This window comes from Parajatrophihabitans canadensis (assembly GCF_053764775.1).
Genome location: NZ_CM132445.1, coordinates 2,184,920 through 2,199,441 on the forward strand (window position 1 = coordinate 2,184,920; position 14,522 = coordinate 2,199,441).

At 63.1% G+C, this 14,522-nt stretch carries 16 protein-coding genes; 7 read left to right on the plus strand and 9 right to left on the minus strand.

The features are described from left to right. Positions 1-94: 94 nt before the first annotated feature. Both ACSMXN_RS10660 and ACSMXN_RS10665 read right to left on the minus strand, forming a co-directional pair. Positions 95-847, minus strand: a complete 753-nt coding sequence (locus ACSMXN_RS10660) for a hypothetical protein (protein WP_455407745.1) — start codon at positions 845-847, stop codon at positions 95-97. Positions 848-855: 8 nt separating this feature from the next. Beyond that, on the minus strand, positions 856-1,854 hold the full coding sequence (locus ACSMXN_RS10665) for an ABC transporter ATP-binding protein (RefSeq protein WP_022912645.1): 999 nt from the start codon (positions 1,852-1,854) through the stop codon (positions 856-858). A gap of 186 nt (positions 1,855-2,040) precedes the next feature. Here ACSMXN_RS10665 and ACSMXN_RS10670 point away from each other — a divergent pair, with 186 nt between their 5' ends. Together ACSMXN_RS10670 and ACSMXN_RS10675 are read left to right on the plus strand one after the other, a co-directional pair. Then, entirely contained in the window at positions 2,041-3,894 is a 1,854-nt protein-coding gene (locus tag ACSMXN_RS10670; RefSeq protein WP_022912646.1) for a glycoside hydrolase family 15 protein, read from the plus strand. A 45-nt stretch (positions 3,895-3,939) separates the two neighbouring features. Then, a complete protein-coding gene (locus ACSMXN_RS10675) occupies positions 3,940-5,424 on the plus strand; it encodes a trehalose-6-phosphate synthase (protein ID WP_022912647.1) in 1,485 nt (494 codons plus the stop codon). On the opposite strand, the gene otsB is transcribed toward ACSMXN_RS10675, so the two are convergent. The 3 genes from otsB to ACSMXN_RS10690 are packed head-to-tail and all read right to left on the minus strand — an operon-like array spanning position 5,397 to position 8,078. Then, a complete protein-coding gene (gene otsB / locus ACSMXN_RS10680; protein ID WP_022912648.1) occupies positions 5,397-6,227 on the minus strand; it encodes a trehalose-phosphatase in 831 nt (276 codons plus the stop codon). The two genes, ACSMXN_RS10675 and otsB, sit on opposite strands and share 28 nt — an antisense overlap. A 52-nt stretch (positions 6,228-6,279) precedes the next feature. Continuing rightward, positions 6,280-7,344 carry an S-adenosylmethionine:tRNA ribosyltransferase-isomerase gene (locus tag ACSMXN_RS10685; protein WP_022912649.1) on the minus strand — a complete coding sequence of 355 codons (1,065 nt, stop codon included), beginning with the start codon at positions 7,342-7,344 and terminating at the stop codon, positions 6,280-6,282. After that, positions 7,341-8,078 (minus strand): SDR family oxidoreductase, encoded by a 738-nt coding sequence (locus ACSMXN_RS10690; protein WP_022912650.1) that lies wholly within the window; start codon positions 8,076-8,078, stop codon positions 7,341-7,343. Before ACSMXN_RS10690 ends, ACSMXN_RS10685 begins: the two co-directional genes overlap by 4 nt. A 101-nt stretch (positions 8,079-8,179) precedes the next feature. Between ACSMXN_RS10690 and soxR the strand changes: the two genes are divergently transcribed. The 4 genes from soxR to ACSMXN_RS10710 all read left to right on the plus strand — a co-directional run bounded on the left by soxR (position 8,180) and on the right by ACSMXN_RS10710 (position 11,116). Continuing rightward, positions 8,180-8,653 (plus strand): redox-sensitive transcriptional activator SoxR, encoded by a 474-nt coding sequence (gene soxR, locus ACSMXN_RS10695; protein WP_022912651.1) that lies wholly within the window; start codon positions 8,180-8,182, stop codon positions 8,651-8,653. A gap of 123 nt (positions 8,654-8,776) precedes the next feature. Then, the gene (locus ACSMXN_RS10700) at positions 8,777-9,208 is read left to right on the plus strand and encodes a pyridoxamine 5'-phosphate oxidase family protein (RefSeq protein ID WP_027139287.1); all 432 of its coding nucleotides are present in this window, start codon (positions 8,777-8,779) and stop codon (positions 9,206-9,208) included. A 44-nt stretch (positions 9,209-9,252) separates the two neighbouring features. Then, positions 9,253-10,275, plus strand: coding sequence for a PfkB family carbohydrate kinase (locus ACSMXN_RS10705; protein WP_022912652.1), 1,023 nt, complete (start codon positions 9,253-9,255; stop codon positions 10,273-10,275). Between the two features lie 172 nt (positions 10,276-10,447). Beyond that, positions 10,448-11,116: a uracil-DNA glycosylase gene (locus ACSMXN_RS10710; RefSeq protein WP_455407746.1), complete on the plus strand. Its 669-nt coding sequence runs from the start codon at positions 10,448-10,450 to the stop codon at positions 11,114-11,116. 19 nt (positions 11,117-11,135) lie between these two features. On the opposite strand, the gene ACSMXN_RS10715 is transcribed toward ACSMXN_RS10710, so the two are convergent. The 4 genes from ACSMXN_RS10715 to ACSMXN_RS10730 all read right to left on the minus strand — a co-directional run bounded on the left by ACSMXN_RS10715 (position 11,136) and on the right by ACSMXN_RS10730 (position 13,781). Further along, positions 11,136-11,933, minus strand: coding sequence for a TIM barrel protein (locus ACSMXN_RS10715; protein WP_022912654.1), 798 nt, complete (start codon positions 11,931-11,933; stop codon positions 11,136-11,138). A gap of 164 nt (positions 11,934-12,097) precedes the next feature. Beyond that, positions 12,098-12,925 (minus strand): enoyl-CoA hydratase-related protein, encoded by an 828-nt coding sequence (locus ACSMXN_RS10720; RefSeq protein WP_022912655.1) that lies wholly within the window; start codon positions 12,923-12,925, stop codon positions 12,098-12,100. A 95-nt stretch (positions 12,926-13,020) separates the two neighbouring features. Further along, entirely contained in the window at positions 13,021-13,491 is a 471-nt protein-coding gene (locus ACSMXN_RS10725) for a Rieske (2Fe-2S) protein (protein ID WP_022912656.1), read from the minus strand. Between the two features lie 80 nt (positions 13,492-13,571). Further along, a complete protein-coding gene (locus ACSMXN_RS10730; protein WP_022912657.1) occupies positions 13,572-13,781 on the minus strand; it encodes a TOBE domain-containing protein in 210 nt (69 codons plus the stop codon). Between the two features lie 141 nt (positions 13,782-13,922). On the opposite strand from ACSMXN_RS10730, the gene ACSMXN_RS10735 reads away from it, so the two are divergent. Then, entirely contained in the window at positions 13,923-14,522 is a 600-nt protein-coding gene (locus ACSMXN_RS10735) for a class I SAM-dependent methyltransferase (protein WP_027139291.1), read from the plus strand.

The window sequence follows — 14,522 nt, forward strand, 5'->3', positions numbered from 1 at the left end:
GGCTGTCTATGCAGCGGCGTGCCCGTTATCTGGCCCTGGAGATCGGTGCGGTTGCTCACAAATGCGGCCGAACGTGTGACGCGACCGCCGCCTGTCAGCTGATATCGCGGTTCAGGCTGAGATATCCACCGGCGACCAACAGGACCAGCGCCCACACCAAGAACACCAAGCCACCTGCCAGCGGTGCGAGCAGGTGCACGTCCGACGGCGTTCCCTGAACGTGGCCGTTGGAGGTGAAAGCGGAGATCGCCCCGCCCGGTTCGAACGGGTAAACCTTGCGGACTCCCGGTATTGCACCTAGCAGATTGCTGATGATCGCGAAGTACAGGATGCCGATTACCAGGGCTGCTGCCTGGTTCTTGATCAAGGCACCCAGACCCAGACCGAAGAGGGCGGTCAGCACCAGCGACAGGAAGGCTTTGATGACTCCGCCGACGACGCCGTGACCGAACTCGAGCGGAATGTTCTTTGCATCCAGCCATGGGATGGCGATGGCGAAGTTGACGATGACGCAGATGACCGCGTAGAAGAGCGAGAAGAGGACGTAGGACAGCGCCTTACCCACGAGTAACGCCCACCGGTTGGGCGTGGCGAGCAGCGTCGGCGTGATGGTTTGGTGCCGGAATTCCGTGGTCAGCCCGAGGATTCCGATGACCAACAAGGCGATCGCGGCACCGCCGGATTGAGTGAAGATGTCGTAGTAACGGATCGGCTCGCCGAGGTGCTCGTTGTCGTCGATCGTGCTGTACACCGTAATGATGGTCGCCAAGGCCGTCAGCGCTACCGCGGGTAGCACCATCCAGATCCAGACCTGGGTACTCCGCACCTTGAGTACCTCGGACTTCATGAGGTTGATCATCGGGTGCCCTCCACGCGGGGTGGCATTGATGGGGCCGGGCCGCGGGATTCGTCGAAGGTCGCGCCTTGATGCGCACCTTCGGTGAGGGTGAAGAAGAGTTGCTCGAGGTCGAATTCTTCCAAGCTCAATTCGTGTAGCTCCACACCGTTGACGAAGGCGAGATGGCCGATCTGGGTGAGCTCGTCGGCCCTAACGCGCATCGAGCCGTCGGCCTCCGTGGTGCCAGTCATGCCGGCAGCAATGAGAGCGCGTTGCAACGGTGCGAGGTCGGGGCCCCGAACCACCGCTGTGGAGGTGCCTGCGGAGAGTTCTTCGAGGGTTCCGGCCCGAACCAATTTGCCCTGGCTCAGGATGACGGCTCTATCGGCAACCTCTTGAACCTCGGCTAGCTGGTGGCTCGAAACAAGTACGGTTCGGCCCTCGCTCGCGAGATGGCGGAAGAAGCCACGAAGCCACCTGATGCCCTCGGGGTCCAGTCCGTTGGCGGGCTCATCGAGGATCAGTACCTTCGGATCGCCCAACAGCGTGCCGGCCAGACCAAGTCGCTGCCGCATACCCATCGAGTAACCCTTGGTCTTCTTCTTGGCGGCATCGGTCAGGCCGACCAGGTCGAGGACCTCGTCTGCGCGCCTGGCCGGTAGTCCGGCCGCGGCGCAATAGATCCGCAGGTGCTGCAGGCCGGTATGCGCCGGATGAAAACTCGATGCTTCAAGGGCGGCGCCGACCGTTTGGAGCGGTTTGGCAAGTGATCTGTAAGCGACGCCGTTGATTGTTGCCGTGCCGGATGTAGCGCTCACCAGTCCCAACAGCATGCGTAGCGTCGTGGTCTTGCCTGCGCCGTTGGGTCCGAGAAATCCGGTGACCGAACCGGGCTCGACAGTGAAGGAGAGGTTGTCGACCGCTCGTTGCACGCCGAAGACCTTGGTCAGATTGTTGATCACGATGCGTCCGTCCGGACGCTCGGCATGGCCCGGCTGCGCTTGAGTCACAGTCATGGCGCTATCCAAACAGAAACAACGGTGAAATCGGGCATGTCCCGCTGAGTCGCTCTCAGGTGCTTGCCAGTGGTTGTGTAGGCAAGAGGTTTGTTCGGGCGAGGTCGCGCTGTCTGAGCACGCGGCGTGCGGACATTGCAGCTATCGGGCAGTTTCGCATCGCCGGACTGCTGGTAGACAGGATGGATGAGTCGGCCCGAGGTACAGATTGCCTGGGCGTGTGCACGATCGGTCGGCGAGTACGCCCTGATCGGTGATTTGCACACCGCGGCGATGGTGTCGAGCGCTGGCTCGATCGATTGGCTCTGTCTGCCCAGATTCGACTCAGCGGCCTGTTTCTCGGCCCTGCTGGGCAACCAGGAAAACGGCCACTGGCTTATCGCGCCCAACCAGCCCGTCGAGGAGACCAGCCGGCGCTACCGCCCGGACACATTGATCTTGGAGACCGAGTTTCGGACCCAGACCGGCCGCGCAACGCTGATCGACTTCATGCCGCCGCATGACGGATCCTCAGACGTTGTGCGGATCGTGCGAGGCGAGGAGGGCAGCGTCGACTTCGCCACCCTGATTCGGATTCGTTTCGACTACGGGAGAATCGTCCCTTGGGTTCGCAGCATCGAGGGTGGCGTCGGAGCCGTCGCAGGACCAGATGCCGTCTACATCCGATCCGATGCGGAATTGATAGGGCAGAATCACCACAGCGAAGCGAGTTTCTCGGTCTCCGCCGGCGAGCAGGTAGCGTTTGTGCTCACCCGGGTCGCGTCGCATGAACCAGAGCCTGCCCCGGTGGACCCGGTGCAAGCACTGGCTGACACGGAGCGGTACTGGCAGGACTGGCTGTCACGCTGTAGCTATTCCGGCCGCTGGCAGGAACAGGTGCGCCGATCGCTCATCACCCTGAAGGCGCTGACCTATGCACCCACCGGCGGCATCGTCGCCGCCGCAACCACTTCGCTTCCGGAACGGCCAGGTGGCAGTCGGAATTGGGACTACCGCTATTGCTGGTTACGTGATTCAACGTTCACTCTCGAGGCGCTGATCTCGTGCGGCTACACCGACGAGGCTGCCGACTGGCGGCACTGGCTACTGCGCGCCGTTGCCGGCGATCCCGCCAACCTGCAGGTTCTCTACGCGGTCGATGGTGCGCGACGAATCACTGAATCAGAACTTCCCTGGCTCGCCGGCTTCGTGCAGTCGCAGCCCGTCCGCGTGGGCAACGCTGCCGCAAGGCAATTCCAGCTCGATATCTTCGGCGAAGTACTCGACACTCTCGATCTCGCCAGGGCAGCCGAGATCACCAAGCATCCAGAGCGAGCCGACCACACGGCGGCGACGGACAGTTCGTGGTCGATACAGCGTTTGCTGTGCGAGGAGGTGACCAGGCGGTGGCGCCGCCCCGATGATGGTTTGTGGGAGATACGTGGCAAGCGCCGGCACTTCGTCCACTCGAAGGTGATGGCGTGGGTGGCATTCGACCGGATGATCAACGGAGCGCAGACTTGCGATCTGGACGGGCCGGTCGACGACTGGCGTAAACAACGAGACGAGATCCACGCCCAGGTCTGTACCCAGGGCATGGACCCAACCGGTAGCCACTTCGTGCAATCCTATGGCTCCGATGAGCTTGATGCTTCGCTGCTGCTGATGGCACGGGTGGGCTTCCTGCCGTGGAACGACCGACGGATCGTAGCGACTGTGCAGGCGGTACGCGGGGAACTAACCGATGCCAGTGGTTTTGTTCGTCGGTACCGGCCAGAACGTGCGAGATCCGCTGATGGGGTCGGTGGCAGTGAGGGATCGTTCCTCGCCTGCTCGTTTTGGATGGTGGATGCACTGGCGGGTATCGGGGACCTGGACGCTGCAGAAGGACTTTTCGGTCGGCTGCTCGCGGCAACCAATGATGTCGGGTTGATCGCCGAGGAGTTCGACAGATCGACTGCCACACTGTGGGGCAATGTCCCGCAGGCATACAGCCACGTCGGACTGGTGAACGCGGCCAGGCGACTCGAGGGGGCCGGTGTGAATCGCGGCCGTACCTAGCCGCTCGTTCTGAGCAGTGGGCTTTGACGAGGTGAAAGGACTGTCGTGACAACCGATACCCGAACGGGTAAAGCAAGACTTGTCGTTGCATCGAATCGCGGACCGATCTCGGTCCGCGCGGTGGAGGGCGGCGAGGATCAGATTGATCGTGGCGGAGGTGGTCTCGTCTCCGGAATGCTCGGCGCTCTGCAAGGCCGTGATGATGTCGTCTGGGTCTGTGCAGCCCTCAATGATGTCGAACGTGCGCTTGCGCGAGAGTCCGAGCGTGGCCATGTCTCGGGCGCGGATGCGTCTGTCGACCTGCTCGACGGGCTTTCGGTTCGGATGCTGCCGATCGATTCGACGACGTTTCGTCAGGCCTACAACGGCATTGCCAATTCCTCGCTCTGGTACATCAGCCACTTGCTCTACGACACGGCCCGGACGCCAGTCTTCGATGCCAATTGGCGTCGTCAGTGGGCGGCCTATCGGCGGTACAACCACGCTTTTGCGGAAGCGTTGGATGCAGAATCGGCGCCGGAGGCGTCCGTCATGGTGCAGGACTACCACCTGAATCTGGTCCCGTCTTATCTACGCTCGCTTCGGCACGACGTTCGGATTGCGCACTTCACGCACACCCCCTGGGCACCCCCGGAATACTTCCAGCTATTTCCTGACGACATCGCGGGCGAGTTACTCAACGGGCTCCTCGGCGCTGACGTGCTCGGGTTCCATACGCACAGGTGGGCGAAGGCGTTTCTGGATTGCTGCGGAGAAATACTGCGAGCGACCGTGGAGTACACCGAGGCGGGCGGAATTGTCACAGCACAGGACGGCCGTCAGGTTTCAATTCAGGTCTTTCCGTTGGGCGTTGACGTCGAGGCCATGCAGGACCGCTCCCGTCAACGCGACGCCGAGGCGCGGATGCGAACCTTGCAGAAAATCGTCGGCGACCGAAAAGTCATCACGCGGGTGGACCGCACCGAGCTCAGCAAGAACATCCTGCGCGGGTTGATGGCCTACCGGGAGTTTCTCCGGGCAAACCCGGCCTGGCACAACCGGGTCATTCACCTCGCCTTTGCCTACCCATCGCGGCATGATCTCGCCGACTACCGGGCGTACACCGCGGAAGTCAAACGACTCGCTGACGAGATCGACGACGAGTTCGGCACCGACGAGTGGACGCCGTTGAAACTCGAGGTGCAGGAGGACTATCCGGGATCGCTGGCGGCCATGCGGATGGCGGATGTGCTGTTGGTCAATCCGATCCGCGACGGCATGAATCTTGTGGTGAAAGAGGGATGTGTGCTGTCCGAGCGCAATGGAATCGCCGTGCTGTCGCGGCAGGCGGGCGCGGTGGACGAGCTCGGTGACGATGCCGTCCTGATCAATCCCTTTGACGTCACAGGCACCGCCGCCGCATTGCGGATTGCTTTGGAAATGCCCGAGGTTGAGAAGGAGTTACGCTCAGCACGCCTACGCCAGTCTTCGGCCGGGGTCTCTCCGCCAGAGTGGTTCCGGGCTCAGATTCGAGCAGTGTCGCTGGACTGACCACCTGCCAGTCGGTCGGCAAGCTCGGCCAACAGGTCAGCGAGATCCTCAGGGGTGTCAACGTGAAGATCCGCTGCCTGTCGGACCTCGGCAACGTCTCCCACGGCAATCGTCAAGCCGGATCGGGCGCTGCGGGCCTGATCGCTGGTGTCGCGAGGAGCTGTGCGCCAGTCCCGGATCACTTTGAACGCAGGCAGGTCACCGTAGTCGTCGCCACCGAAGACTGCTGCTGCGATGTCGAGGCCGAGTAGCTCCTCCAGCGCGTCTGCCTTGGACAGGCCGGGAATGCGGATCTCCAACACCATTTTTCCACCGACTACGTCAAGGCCGTGCGTTGCGGCGAGTTCGGTGACTGGTTCGGTCAGTGCGTTCAGTGCTGCTTGAGGGTTCTCGGCCAGCCGAGTGTGCACGACGAGGGAAAGCCCCTTGTCTTCCAGCCAGACTGCTGGATCCGCCGACTCGATGAGGGTCGGTAACGACTGGCGTAGTTCTGCGATACCCGAGGGCTCCGCTCGGGTGACCAGCTTGCCGTCCCGCCAGGTCTGCGCGCCGTGCAAGCCACTCACCCGCACACCGGGTATCCGCTCCAGCTGCCCCAGGCTTACCACCGTCACGGCGTCGCGGCCGGTGACGATCGACACCTGTACCCCATGTCGTGCCAGGACAGCCAATGTCTCGATAGCTCCGGGCACCGCACGTGACTGCGCGGGATCGTTCACAATCGGCGCCAGCGTGCCGTCGAAGTCAAGGGCAACAAGCGAGCTCGCCGGGTCTGTCGCGATAGCCTCGAAGACCGGATGCATTACTCGACGGTATAGGACGCACCCGCCTCGTCGATCGTCCCTCGGCACGCGTTCAGCGTCGCAACAGCAGACACGAGTCGCCGAACTCGTGCCATAGATAGCGTTCGGTGACGGCGGCGTCGTATGCAAGTTGAGCGAGCTCTGCACCGGCAACGGACTCCACGAGTAGCAGGTGCGACGCGTCTGGGTTGTGCAGCCCGGTGATCAAACCGGTCACCACCTGTACCGGATGCTGTGGCCCGAGCACCAAGTCTGTCCAACCGCTCGCCGATCGGACCTCACCATCGGTGCCTGCAGCAGATTCAAGCGCGCGCGTGACGGTCGTACCGACGGCGACTACTCGTGACCCGGCCGCCCGCGCTGAATTGACTTGCCTCGCGGTCGCAGCAGGCACCGAGAATCGCTCAGCCTGTGGAGGCTCGCCGGCTTCCTGAGATGAGACTCCGGTATGCAGGGTGATCGGCGCGATCGCGATGCCCGAAACCAGCAGGTTGACGAGCAGTTCGGCACTGAATGGCCTGCCTGCGCTCGGCATTTCAGCCGATCCAGGGTGAGTGGCGAACACGGTTTGGTAGTCAGCCAGTGGCCAGGAACGTCTGAGGTAGCCGTAGCTGATTGGCCGGCCGTGCTCAGCCAGGTATTGGCTGAACGGTTTGCGACTGACGACCTGCGCGCGCCAGAGTCGATTACCTCGTCCAGTTGGAGACGCGCCCCGGGCCGGATAGGGCTCGAGTAGACGAACCCGTACCGAACGCGCCACCCGGATTAGCTCACCGGCGAATCCGTCCAGAATTGGCCGCCGTGCGCTCGGCGCGGTTCTGAGCTCGACAACCCAGCTTCGATCGTCGAGTTCGGTGGCGAAATGGACCACGGCTGGCCAGCCGTCCTGCCGGACGGCGTCAATCTCAGCCGCCATGGTTTGCGAGGTGTTGACGACTATCAGGTCGCCGGGGGAGAGGTAGCTCGCGAGCTGGTCGAACGTGGTGTGCTCGATTCCCCCGGATTGGGCGACCAGCAGGCGGACGTGGTCCCTGCTAAGGCCTCGATGCTCGGGGGGCTCGGTTGCAGTTAGGCTTTCGGGTAGGGCGAAATGAGTGGCCGGCAAGGTGGCGGTCATCGTGTAATGCCTCCTGGCGATTCTGCGGGTGCGCTAGTGGTCGCGACTGGCTCGCGACCAAAATCGGATGCCTGATATCGACCGCTCGACGGTCTGCGATCGATCAGATTGAGCAGACTTGGGGCCACGGTCTCGGGTTCGGCGCGGTCGCTGATGTCCTCGTCGGGGAAGGCCGCCTGATGCATCGGCGTGCGCATGTCACCCGGATCGATTGCATACCAGCGCCGACCGGGCATCTCCACCGCCAGGGTCGCAGTCAGATGGTCAAGTGCCGCTTTGGATGCACCATAACCACCCCACCCGGGATAGTTCGCGATGGACGCATCCGAGCTCACATTCACGACGACGGCCGATTCGCTAAGGTCCGGCAGGAGCTCCTGGATCAGCCCGAGTGGCGCGATCAGGTTGACGGCCAGGATTTCGCTAAGCGACTCCAACGGCAGATTGGCCAAATCGGGTAACGGGCTCGGGCCGAGCATGCTTGCGTTGTTGATCAGCAGGTCAAGGCCGCCTTGGCTTTGCACTGCTTGTTGCAGCGCGGCTCGATGGCCGCGATCGCAGACGTCACCGGCGATCGCCGTGGCGTCGGTGATCAACGACAGCTCGCTGGCCAGATCAAGGAGCGGCTGCGAGCGTCTGGCATCAAGAATCAGGGTGTAATGCCGTCGTGTCAATGCGTATGCAAGCGCCTTGCCGAGACCGGACGACGCTCCAGTGATGAGTGCTACTGCCATGACTCCTCCTCAGGACGTTCGCCGATCCGCATTCGGTGCGGGCGAGTCGGCTCATTCATTGTTAAAGTTGAAGTCAACTTCAAGTCAAGTAGAATGCGATCATGGATATGGAGCATCAGATGACGGTCTCCGAAGTGGTCCGCCGAAGTGGGTTCGCCTCTTCGGCCTTGCGCTACTACGAGCGCGAAGGTCTGGTGAAAGCGACACGGACGAGCGGCGGCCAGCGCAGGTACGAGCGAAACGTCCTCAGACGGTTGGCCTTCATCCGTGCGGCGCGCAATGTCGGGCTGAGCCTGGAGGAGATTCGTGCGGAGCTGAAGCAGCTGCCTGACTCCAGGACCCCGACGAAAGCCGACTGGAACCGCATCTCGCGCGATTGGCGACAACGCCTCGACGAGCAGATCATTGCCCTGCAGGCCCTGCGGGATGGGCTGGATTCCTGCATTGGCTGTGGGTGCCTCTCACTCAGGTCGTGCTCGATGTCCAATCCAGGGGACCGGGCGGCCGCTTTTGCGCCTGCGGGCGGCGCGGCCTACCTCCCGGCCCTCTTGCGCAGGCCGCCGGCAGGCGAGTGAGAGTGCTGGGCTGCATCTCAGCGGGCTGGGTAGTTGTGAGAGCCTGGAATCTGCGATCAGGCGCACCTTGCGCGTCGACACGGGTTGGGATTGTCGAAGTCGAGCGAAACGGTGGGGGGCGGTATGGCTTCGACAGAGAACTCTGCGACCGAGGAATCAAGCGGATTCTCGTCGGAGTTTCGGGCCTTTTGGACTGAACGTCACCTCGCTTCGTTGACCACGCAACGACCTGATCACTCGCCGCACGTCGTACCTGTCGGAGTTACCTTCGACTTCGAAAGGCGAATTGGGCGCGTGATCTGTTCGGCCTCGTCCCGCAAGGCTCGTAATGTGTCAGCCGCTAACGCGCGCGTAGCGGGTTCTGCCCGCCTCGCCGTCTGCCAGTTCGACGGCCGCCGCTGGTCCACCCTCGAGGGAGTCGCCATCGTGCGCGCCGATCAGGCTGCGGTGCTGGAGGCCGAGAGGCGCTACGCCGAGCGATACCGGCAGCCACGACCGAACCCCACTCGAGTCGTCATCGAGTTCGAAGTAGACCGGGTGTTGGGCCTGACCTGAGAGAGGGGCTGATCACGATCAACGAACCCGAGTTCGACGTCGTCATGCAGGGCACGGTCTTTTTCGACATCGTGCTGACGGGATTGCCTGCCCTGCCGACGAACGGTACCGAGTTGTGGGCCGAAGGAATGGGATCGTGCCCTGGAGGTATCGCCAATCTAGCGGTAGCAGCAAGCCGACTCGGGTTGCGTACGGCCCTCGCGGCGACTTTCGGGGACGATGTTTACGGCGACTTCCTCTGGCGCACGCTAGCTGAGCAAGAGGGCGTGGATCTGTCGCTCTCGCAACGCATAGCCGACTGGCACTCGCCGGTCACCGTCTCGTTGGCGGTACACCGCGATCGTGCGATGGTCACCCACAGCCATCCGTCGCCCGTTCCTACGACTGATCTGATCTCCAGCCCACCGAATGCAGCGGCTGGCGTAGTCCACCTCGGGGAACGTCCCGAACCTTGGGTGTCGGAAGCGAGCAGTCGCGGAACGAGACTGTTCGGCGACGTGGGGTGGGATCCAACCCTGCAATGGTCGCCTCAGGTTCTCGAGCAGCTTGCTGACCTGTATGCATTTCTGCCGAACAGCACCGAGGCGATGGCGTACACCCGAAGCGACGATCCGCGTGCAGCACTGATGAAATTGGCTGACAGCGTGCCCGTTGTCGTGGTCACGTGCGGCGGGCAGGGTTCGATCGGGATCGATTCGATTACTGGCGAAGAGGAGTGGGTGCCCTCGCTGCCGGTCAATGCAGTCGACGCCACCGGGGCCGGCGACGTCTTTGCTGCCTCGTTCGTTCTTGGGACGCTTAGGGGGTGGCCGTTGCGCAACCGGATGGCCTTCGCCAACCTGTGCGCTGCGCTGTCGGTGCAACAGGTCGGTGGTTCTCTCGCTGCACCCGGCTGGGGCGATCTTGCTGACTGGCTCGCGGGGATCGTCGAACAGGCCGCCGCAGGGTCGCGAGCCGCGAACGTCCTACTGCACAGTTACGATTTCCTGGCCGCCTCGATACCGGACGAGCCGATCCGTGCCGTTCGACGGGCGAGCGCGACCATAGCGCGTACCTCCGATGCGTAAGGTCTCCGAATCGGCCGACGGGTTGTGTCCAACCGATCTCCAGTCGGTCGAACCATCTTCGACCCATCCGGCACCGACGGACTGGCGCTACCCAATTTCGAGCGCGAGCCGAGCGACATCCCTAGTTGACCTCGACGACGCTCTAGTGGAGTGTCGCGCTTGCCCCAGACTGGTGACATGGCGCGAGGAGGTCGCGTCTACCAAGCGCGCTTCCTTTCGGCAGTGGGAATATTGGGGGCGGCCGGTACCGGGATTCGGTCCGACCGATGCACCGCTGGCAATCGTCGGCCTTGCCCCCGCCGCGCACGGTGCAAACCGCACTGGCCGGATGTTCACCGGAGACCGGTCCGGCGACGTGCTTTTCGCTGCGTTGCACGCGGTAGGCCTGGCATCTCAGGCGTCGAGCGAGGCTATCGGCGACGGGTTGAGCTTGCGTGGTGTTCGGATTACCGCTCCGGTGCGTTGTGCGCCACCGGCGAACAAACGCACTCCGGGTGAACGCGACACCTGCCGTCCCTGGCTCGCTCGCGAGCTCGAACTGTTGGCCCCAACGCTGCGTTCCGTCGTCGTACTCGGACGATTCGGTTGGCAGGCGTTACTTCCGGTTCTCGCAAACGCCGGGTGGCGCATCCCGTCGCCCCAACCGCGATTCGGGCATGGCGCACGATATGAACTTGCCAGGCGTGACGTCGACGGAGATGTTTCGGACGGAAATAGTGCATCGCTGACCCTGATCGGCTGCTATCACGTCAGCCAGCAGAACACCTTCACCGGACGGCTGACGCCTGCGATGTTGGAGGGCGTGCTTCGAATCGCGGCAAGCGCAGCGGGCCTTGGCTGATCGTGGCTGCCGGTTCGGGTTACGGCCAGTACGGCTTGGACGATTCGTAAGCCGTCCGGACGAAAGTGTGCATGTCGAGCAATCGCGTTTCATCGGACAGCACCTCGACACTGCTGACGCCTGCCCATCCGCGATCGCTCAGTGTCGTGGCGAATCGCTGTAGCTCGAAGCTGCCCTGGCCCGGCCACGTCCGCCGGTTGGTGGTCTCGTCCATCACATCCGCGCTGATGGCCGGCGGCGCGTCATCGAACTGGACGAGCAAAACGTTCTCCAGCGGCACAGTTTCAAGGTCGGCCCATGTACTCGGCCCGCGGAAGAAGTGCCAGGTATCGACCACGAGCCCCATCCGGTCCGATCCGATTGTCGCGCAGACCTCCAACCCCTTCTGAATTGAGTCGATCGCAAGGCCAGGCGCAAACTCCAAGGCCAGTTTCACCTGTGCCTGCACAGTAATCGCTGCCAGTCGATCGAGGCGCTGCATCACCGCATCCGTTGGCTTGGTGAAGCAAACCAGGAGTATCGAACGTGCACCGACGCCATGAGCGACGTCGGTGATGAACTTCGTCGACTCAGCCTCGTCACGCTCCTGGCCCCGTACCGAGACGGTCAGGATGTCTGAACAATCCAGGCCGTGGTGTTCTAGCATCCGCCGCAGGAGTTGTAGCCCGGTCGCGCCGTTGACCGTGAAGGGTTTGATCTGATCGAGACCGAGTGAGACCGCACCGAATCCGGTAGCCGACAGGCAGGCGAGATACTGATCCACGGCTTCGACGGAATCGAAGCGCGCTCCGCAACCGGGTGACAACGCCAAGGTCACGGCAGCTCCTAGCTTTGGTGAAGTTCAGTCTCGGATCGGGTTCACGTTACTGGCAATGGTCAAGCGTTGGTCAAGCTGACTGGTCACAGAAGCCGATTGTTGACAGAGCCGACTGTTGACGGAGCCGACTGTCGACAGAGCCGACTGTCGACAGAGCCGATCGCTCAATCGGAGTAGTGCGGGGGGCGTCTTTCCAGGAACGCCCGTGCGGCCTCGGCGGAATCAGGGTGCCTGAACGCATGCACGAGGCGTTCAGCCTCCCGGTCTAGTGACTCGCCGAGGGAGAGGCTCTGTGCCTCACGCAGGTTGGCCTTCATTGCGGCCAGGGCGCCAGGCGCTCGCTCGAGCAGGCGCGCGGCCAGCTGCTCCACCGAGCTGAGCAGCTCCGCGTCCGGCACGATTCGTGATATCAGGCCGATGGTCAGTGCGAACTCGGCCCCGAACCGCTCTGACAAAAGCAGCAGGTCTGCTGCGCGACCGACGCCGACAATGCGGGGCAGCAACCAGGTGATGCCATGATCGCCGCCCACTCCGGCGGTGACGAATGCCGTGCTGAATGTCGCAGATTCGGCGGCGATCCGGAGATCTGCCGCGCACGCCCAGGACAGGCCGGCCCCGGCGCAGGGGCCGTTGATCGCGGCGATGACGGGTTGGGGCATGGAACGCATGAGTTCAGAGATCCGTAGCGCCCGCCGACTTGCCGCGATTGAGGTTTCGATGCGTCCCGGCGCACCAGATCCGGTCGCATTCAAGTCTCCGCCAGCGCAGAAGCCTCGTCCGGCGCCAGTGATAACGACCACTCGTGCCGTGGAATCTGATGCGATGCTTTCGAGTTCGGCGAGCAGCTCGTCCAGCATGGTCCCGACGATGGCGTTCAGACGTTCCGGCCGGTTCAGAGTGAGCGTGATTACCGATCCTCGGCGTGCGACCTGAATGGTTTCGAGTTCACGCTGCGTGGTCGCGCCTCGGTCATCGGCTTCGTTGCGTGGCATGAGCAGACGATATAGCCCTAGGCGTTATCGGCCTACCCGGACAAGCCGATACTCCCAGCCGGTCAATTGGCAGGTTAGCCAGCTGCATCGGTCGCTCAACTGGCGACGACCTCGTCACCTGAGACGGTAACCGGTATTGAGGTGAGAGCCGTCGGCGCTGGGCCTTGAATGACCTGGCCAGTGAACGCATCGTAGATCGAGCCATGGCAGGGGCAATGGAACTGCGCACCGCCAGCATTCACAGTGCAGCCCATGTGCGTACAGATTGCAGAGAAGGCTGTGACTGCGCCGGCCGTCTTCTGCGAGACGACTACGGGCTTGCCGTCGAACTTGGCGGTTGCCGCCACTGACCCCCCGACCGGGACGTCAGAAAGTTTGACCAACGCCCCTGCGGGCGAGCCCCCGGCTGTGCTCGAACCACCCGCGCCAGCGGAGCTCGCGGGAGCAGGTGCGTCTGAAGACGATTTGCTGGCGCTGCAGCCAGCGAGGCCGAGCAGGCCCACTCCAAGCACGCCGGCGCCACCAACACCGAGCACTGTCCGCCTGCTGTATCCCTCGTCGTTCATATACGCACTCCATCTCTAGACGTTGCCTCGCATGTAATACGGAGTGCGCGCGCGATGCGTTCACCGGCCGCCTGCGATTGCTACTCCACGCCTAGCATGACCTCGGTAGACTTGATCACTGCTGTAACGGGCGAGCCGACCACCAGACCGAGTTCTTCGACGGACTGCTTGGTCACTGAAGCTGTGACCTGTTGGCCGCCGTCGAGATCAACCTTGACGATGGTCATCACGGCGCCGACCTCAATGCCTGAGACCGTCCCGGTGAGCTGGTTTCGAGCGGACAGACGCATAGTGCCCTCCTGAGTGCAGATTCGGTGTTGTCACCCTAGCCGCGCCCGGCCGGGGTGTAGAACGATCGTATGAATGACCGCGACGCTGCGATGAGCACTGGGTTGCGATGAGCGCTGGGTTGCGATGTGTACTGGGTTGCGATGAGCACTGACGTAGCGGCGACCCGGGCGTACTTCGGTCCCCGAGCGGCTGGCTGGGAGGACCGCTTTCCCGACGACGCCCCGCGCTATGCGCGGGCAGTTGCCGAGCTCGCACCGCAGCTCGGGGGCGTAGTCCTTGACGCGGCATGCGGCACCGGACGGGCGCTGCCCGCACTGCGAACGGCGGTGGGCATGACGGGGGCAGTCATCGCTATTGATGTGACTGCCGAGATGCTGGCCGAGGCAGTGCGACTCGGGCGGGACACTCATGCCGCGTTGATACTGTCCGACGTCACGAGGTTGCCTCTCGCGACTGGCTCCATCGACGCTGTGTTTGCCGCAGGTCTCGTCTCGCACCTGAACGATCCGGTCGCCGGCCTCGCGGAGCTTGCAAGAGTCTGCCGCGTCGGCGGTCGACTTGCGCTGTTCCATCCGATCGGGCGAGCGCAGCTAGCCGCGCGTCACGGTCACGCGCTCGACGGTGACGATGTCCGCGCCGGGGCGAATATCCACAGAGCGCTAGCCGAAAGCGGGTGGCGTTGCGAGCTGCTCGATGACGCCGACGATCGGTATCTGGCGCTCGCTGTCCGTATACCTTGA

Excerpts from the sequence above, each read along its gene's own strand:
- ACSMXN_RS10685 (WP_022912649.1), bottom strand. The coding sequence starts at position 7,344 with ATGACCGCCACCTTGCCGGCCACTCATTTCGCCCTACCCGAAAGCCTA.
- ACSMXN_RS10705 (WP_022912652.1), top strand. The coding sequence starts at position 9,253 with ATGCAGGGCACGGTCTTTTTCGACATCGTGCTGACGGGATTGCCTGCC.
- ACSMXN_RS10735 (WP_027139291.1), top strand. The coding sequence starts at position 13,923 with ATGAGCACTGACGTAGCGGCGACCCGGGCGTACTTCGGTCCCCGAGCG.
- ACSMXN_RS10665 (WP_022912645.1), bottom strand. The coding sequence starts at position 1,854 with ATGACTGTGACTCAAGCGCAGCCGGGCCATGCCGAGCGTCCGGACGGA.
- ACSMXN_RS10730 (WP_022912657.1), bottom strand. The coding sequence starts at position 13,781 with ATGCGTCTGTCCGCTCGAAACCAGCTCACCGGGACGGTCTCAGGCATT.
- otsB (WP_022912648.1), bottom strand. The coding sequence starts at position 6,227 with ATGCATCCGGTCTTCGAGGCTATCGCGACAGACCCGGCGAGCTCGCTT.
- ACSMXN_RS10690 (WP_022912650.1), bottom strand. The coding sequence starts at position 8,078 with ATGGCAGTAGCACTCATCACTGGAGCGTCGTCCGGTCTCGGCAAGGCG.
- ACSMXN_RS10700 (WP_027139287.1), top strand. The coding sequence starts at position 8,777 with ATGGCTTCGACAGAGAACTCTGCGACCGAGGAATCAAGCGGATTCTCG.
- soxR (WP_022912651.1), top strand. The coding sequence starts at position 8,180 with ATGGATATGGAGCATCAGATGACGGTCTCCGAAGTGGTCCGCCGAAGT.
- ACSMXN_RS10720 (WP_022912655.1), bottom strand. The coding sequence starts at position 12,925 with ATGCCACGCAACGAAGCCGATGACCGAGGCGCGACCACGCAGCGTGAA.
- ACSMXN_RS10670 (WP_022912646.1), top strand. The coding sequence starts at position 2,041 with ATGAGTCGGCCCGAGGTACAGATTGCCTGGGCGTGTGCACGATCGGTC.
- ACSMXN_RS10725 (WP_022912656.1), bottom strand. The coding sequence starts at position 13,491 with ATGAACGACGAGGGATACAGCAGGCGGACAGTGCTCGGTGTTGGTGGC.
- ACSMXN_RS10660 (WP_455407745.1), bottom strand. The coding sequence starts at position 847 with ATGAAGTCCGAGGTACTCAAGGTGCGGAGTACCCAGGTCTGGATCTGG.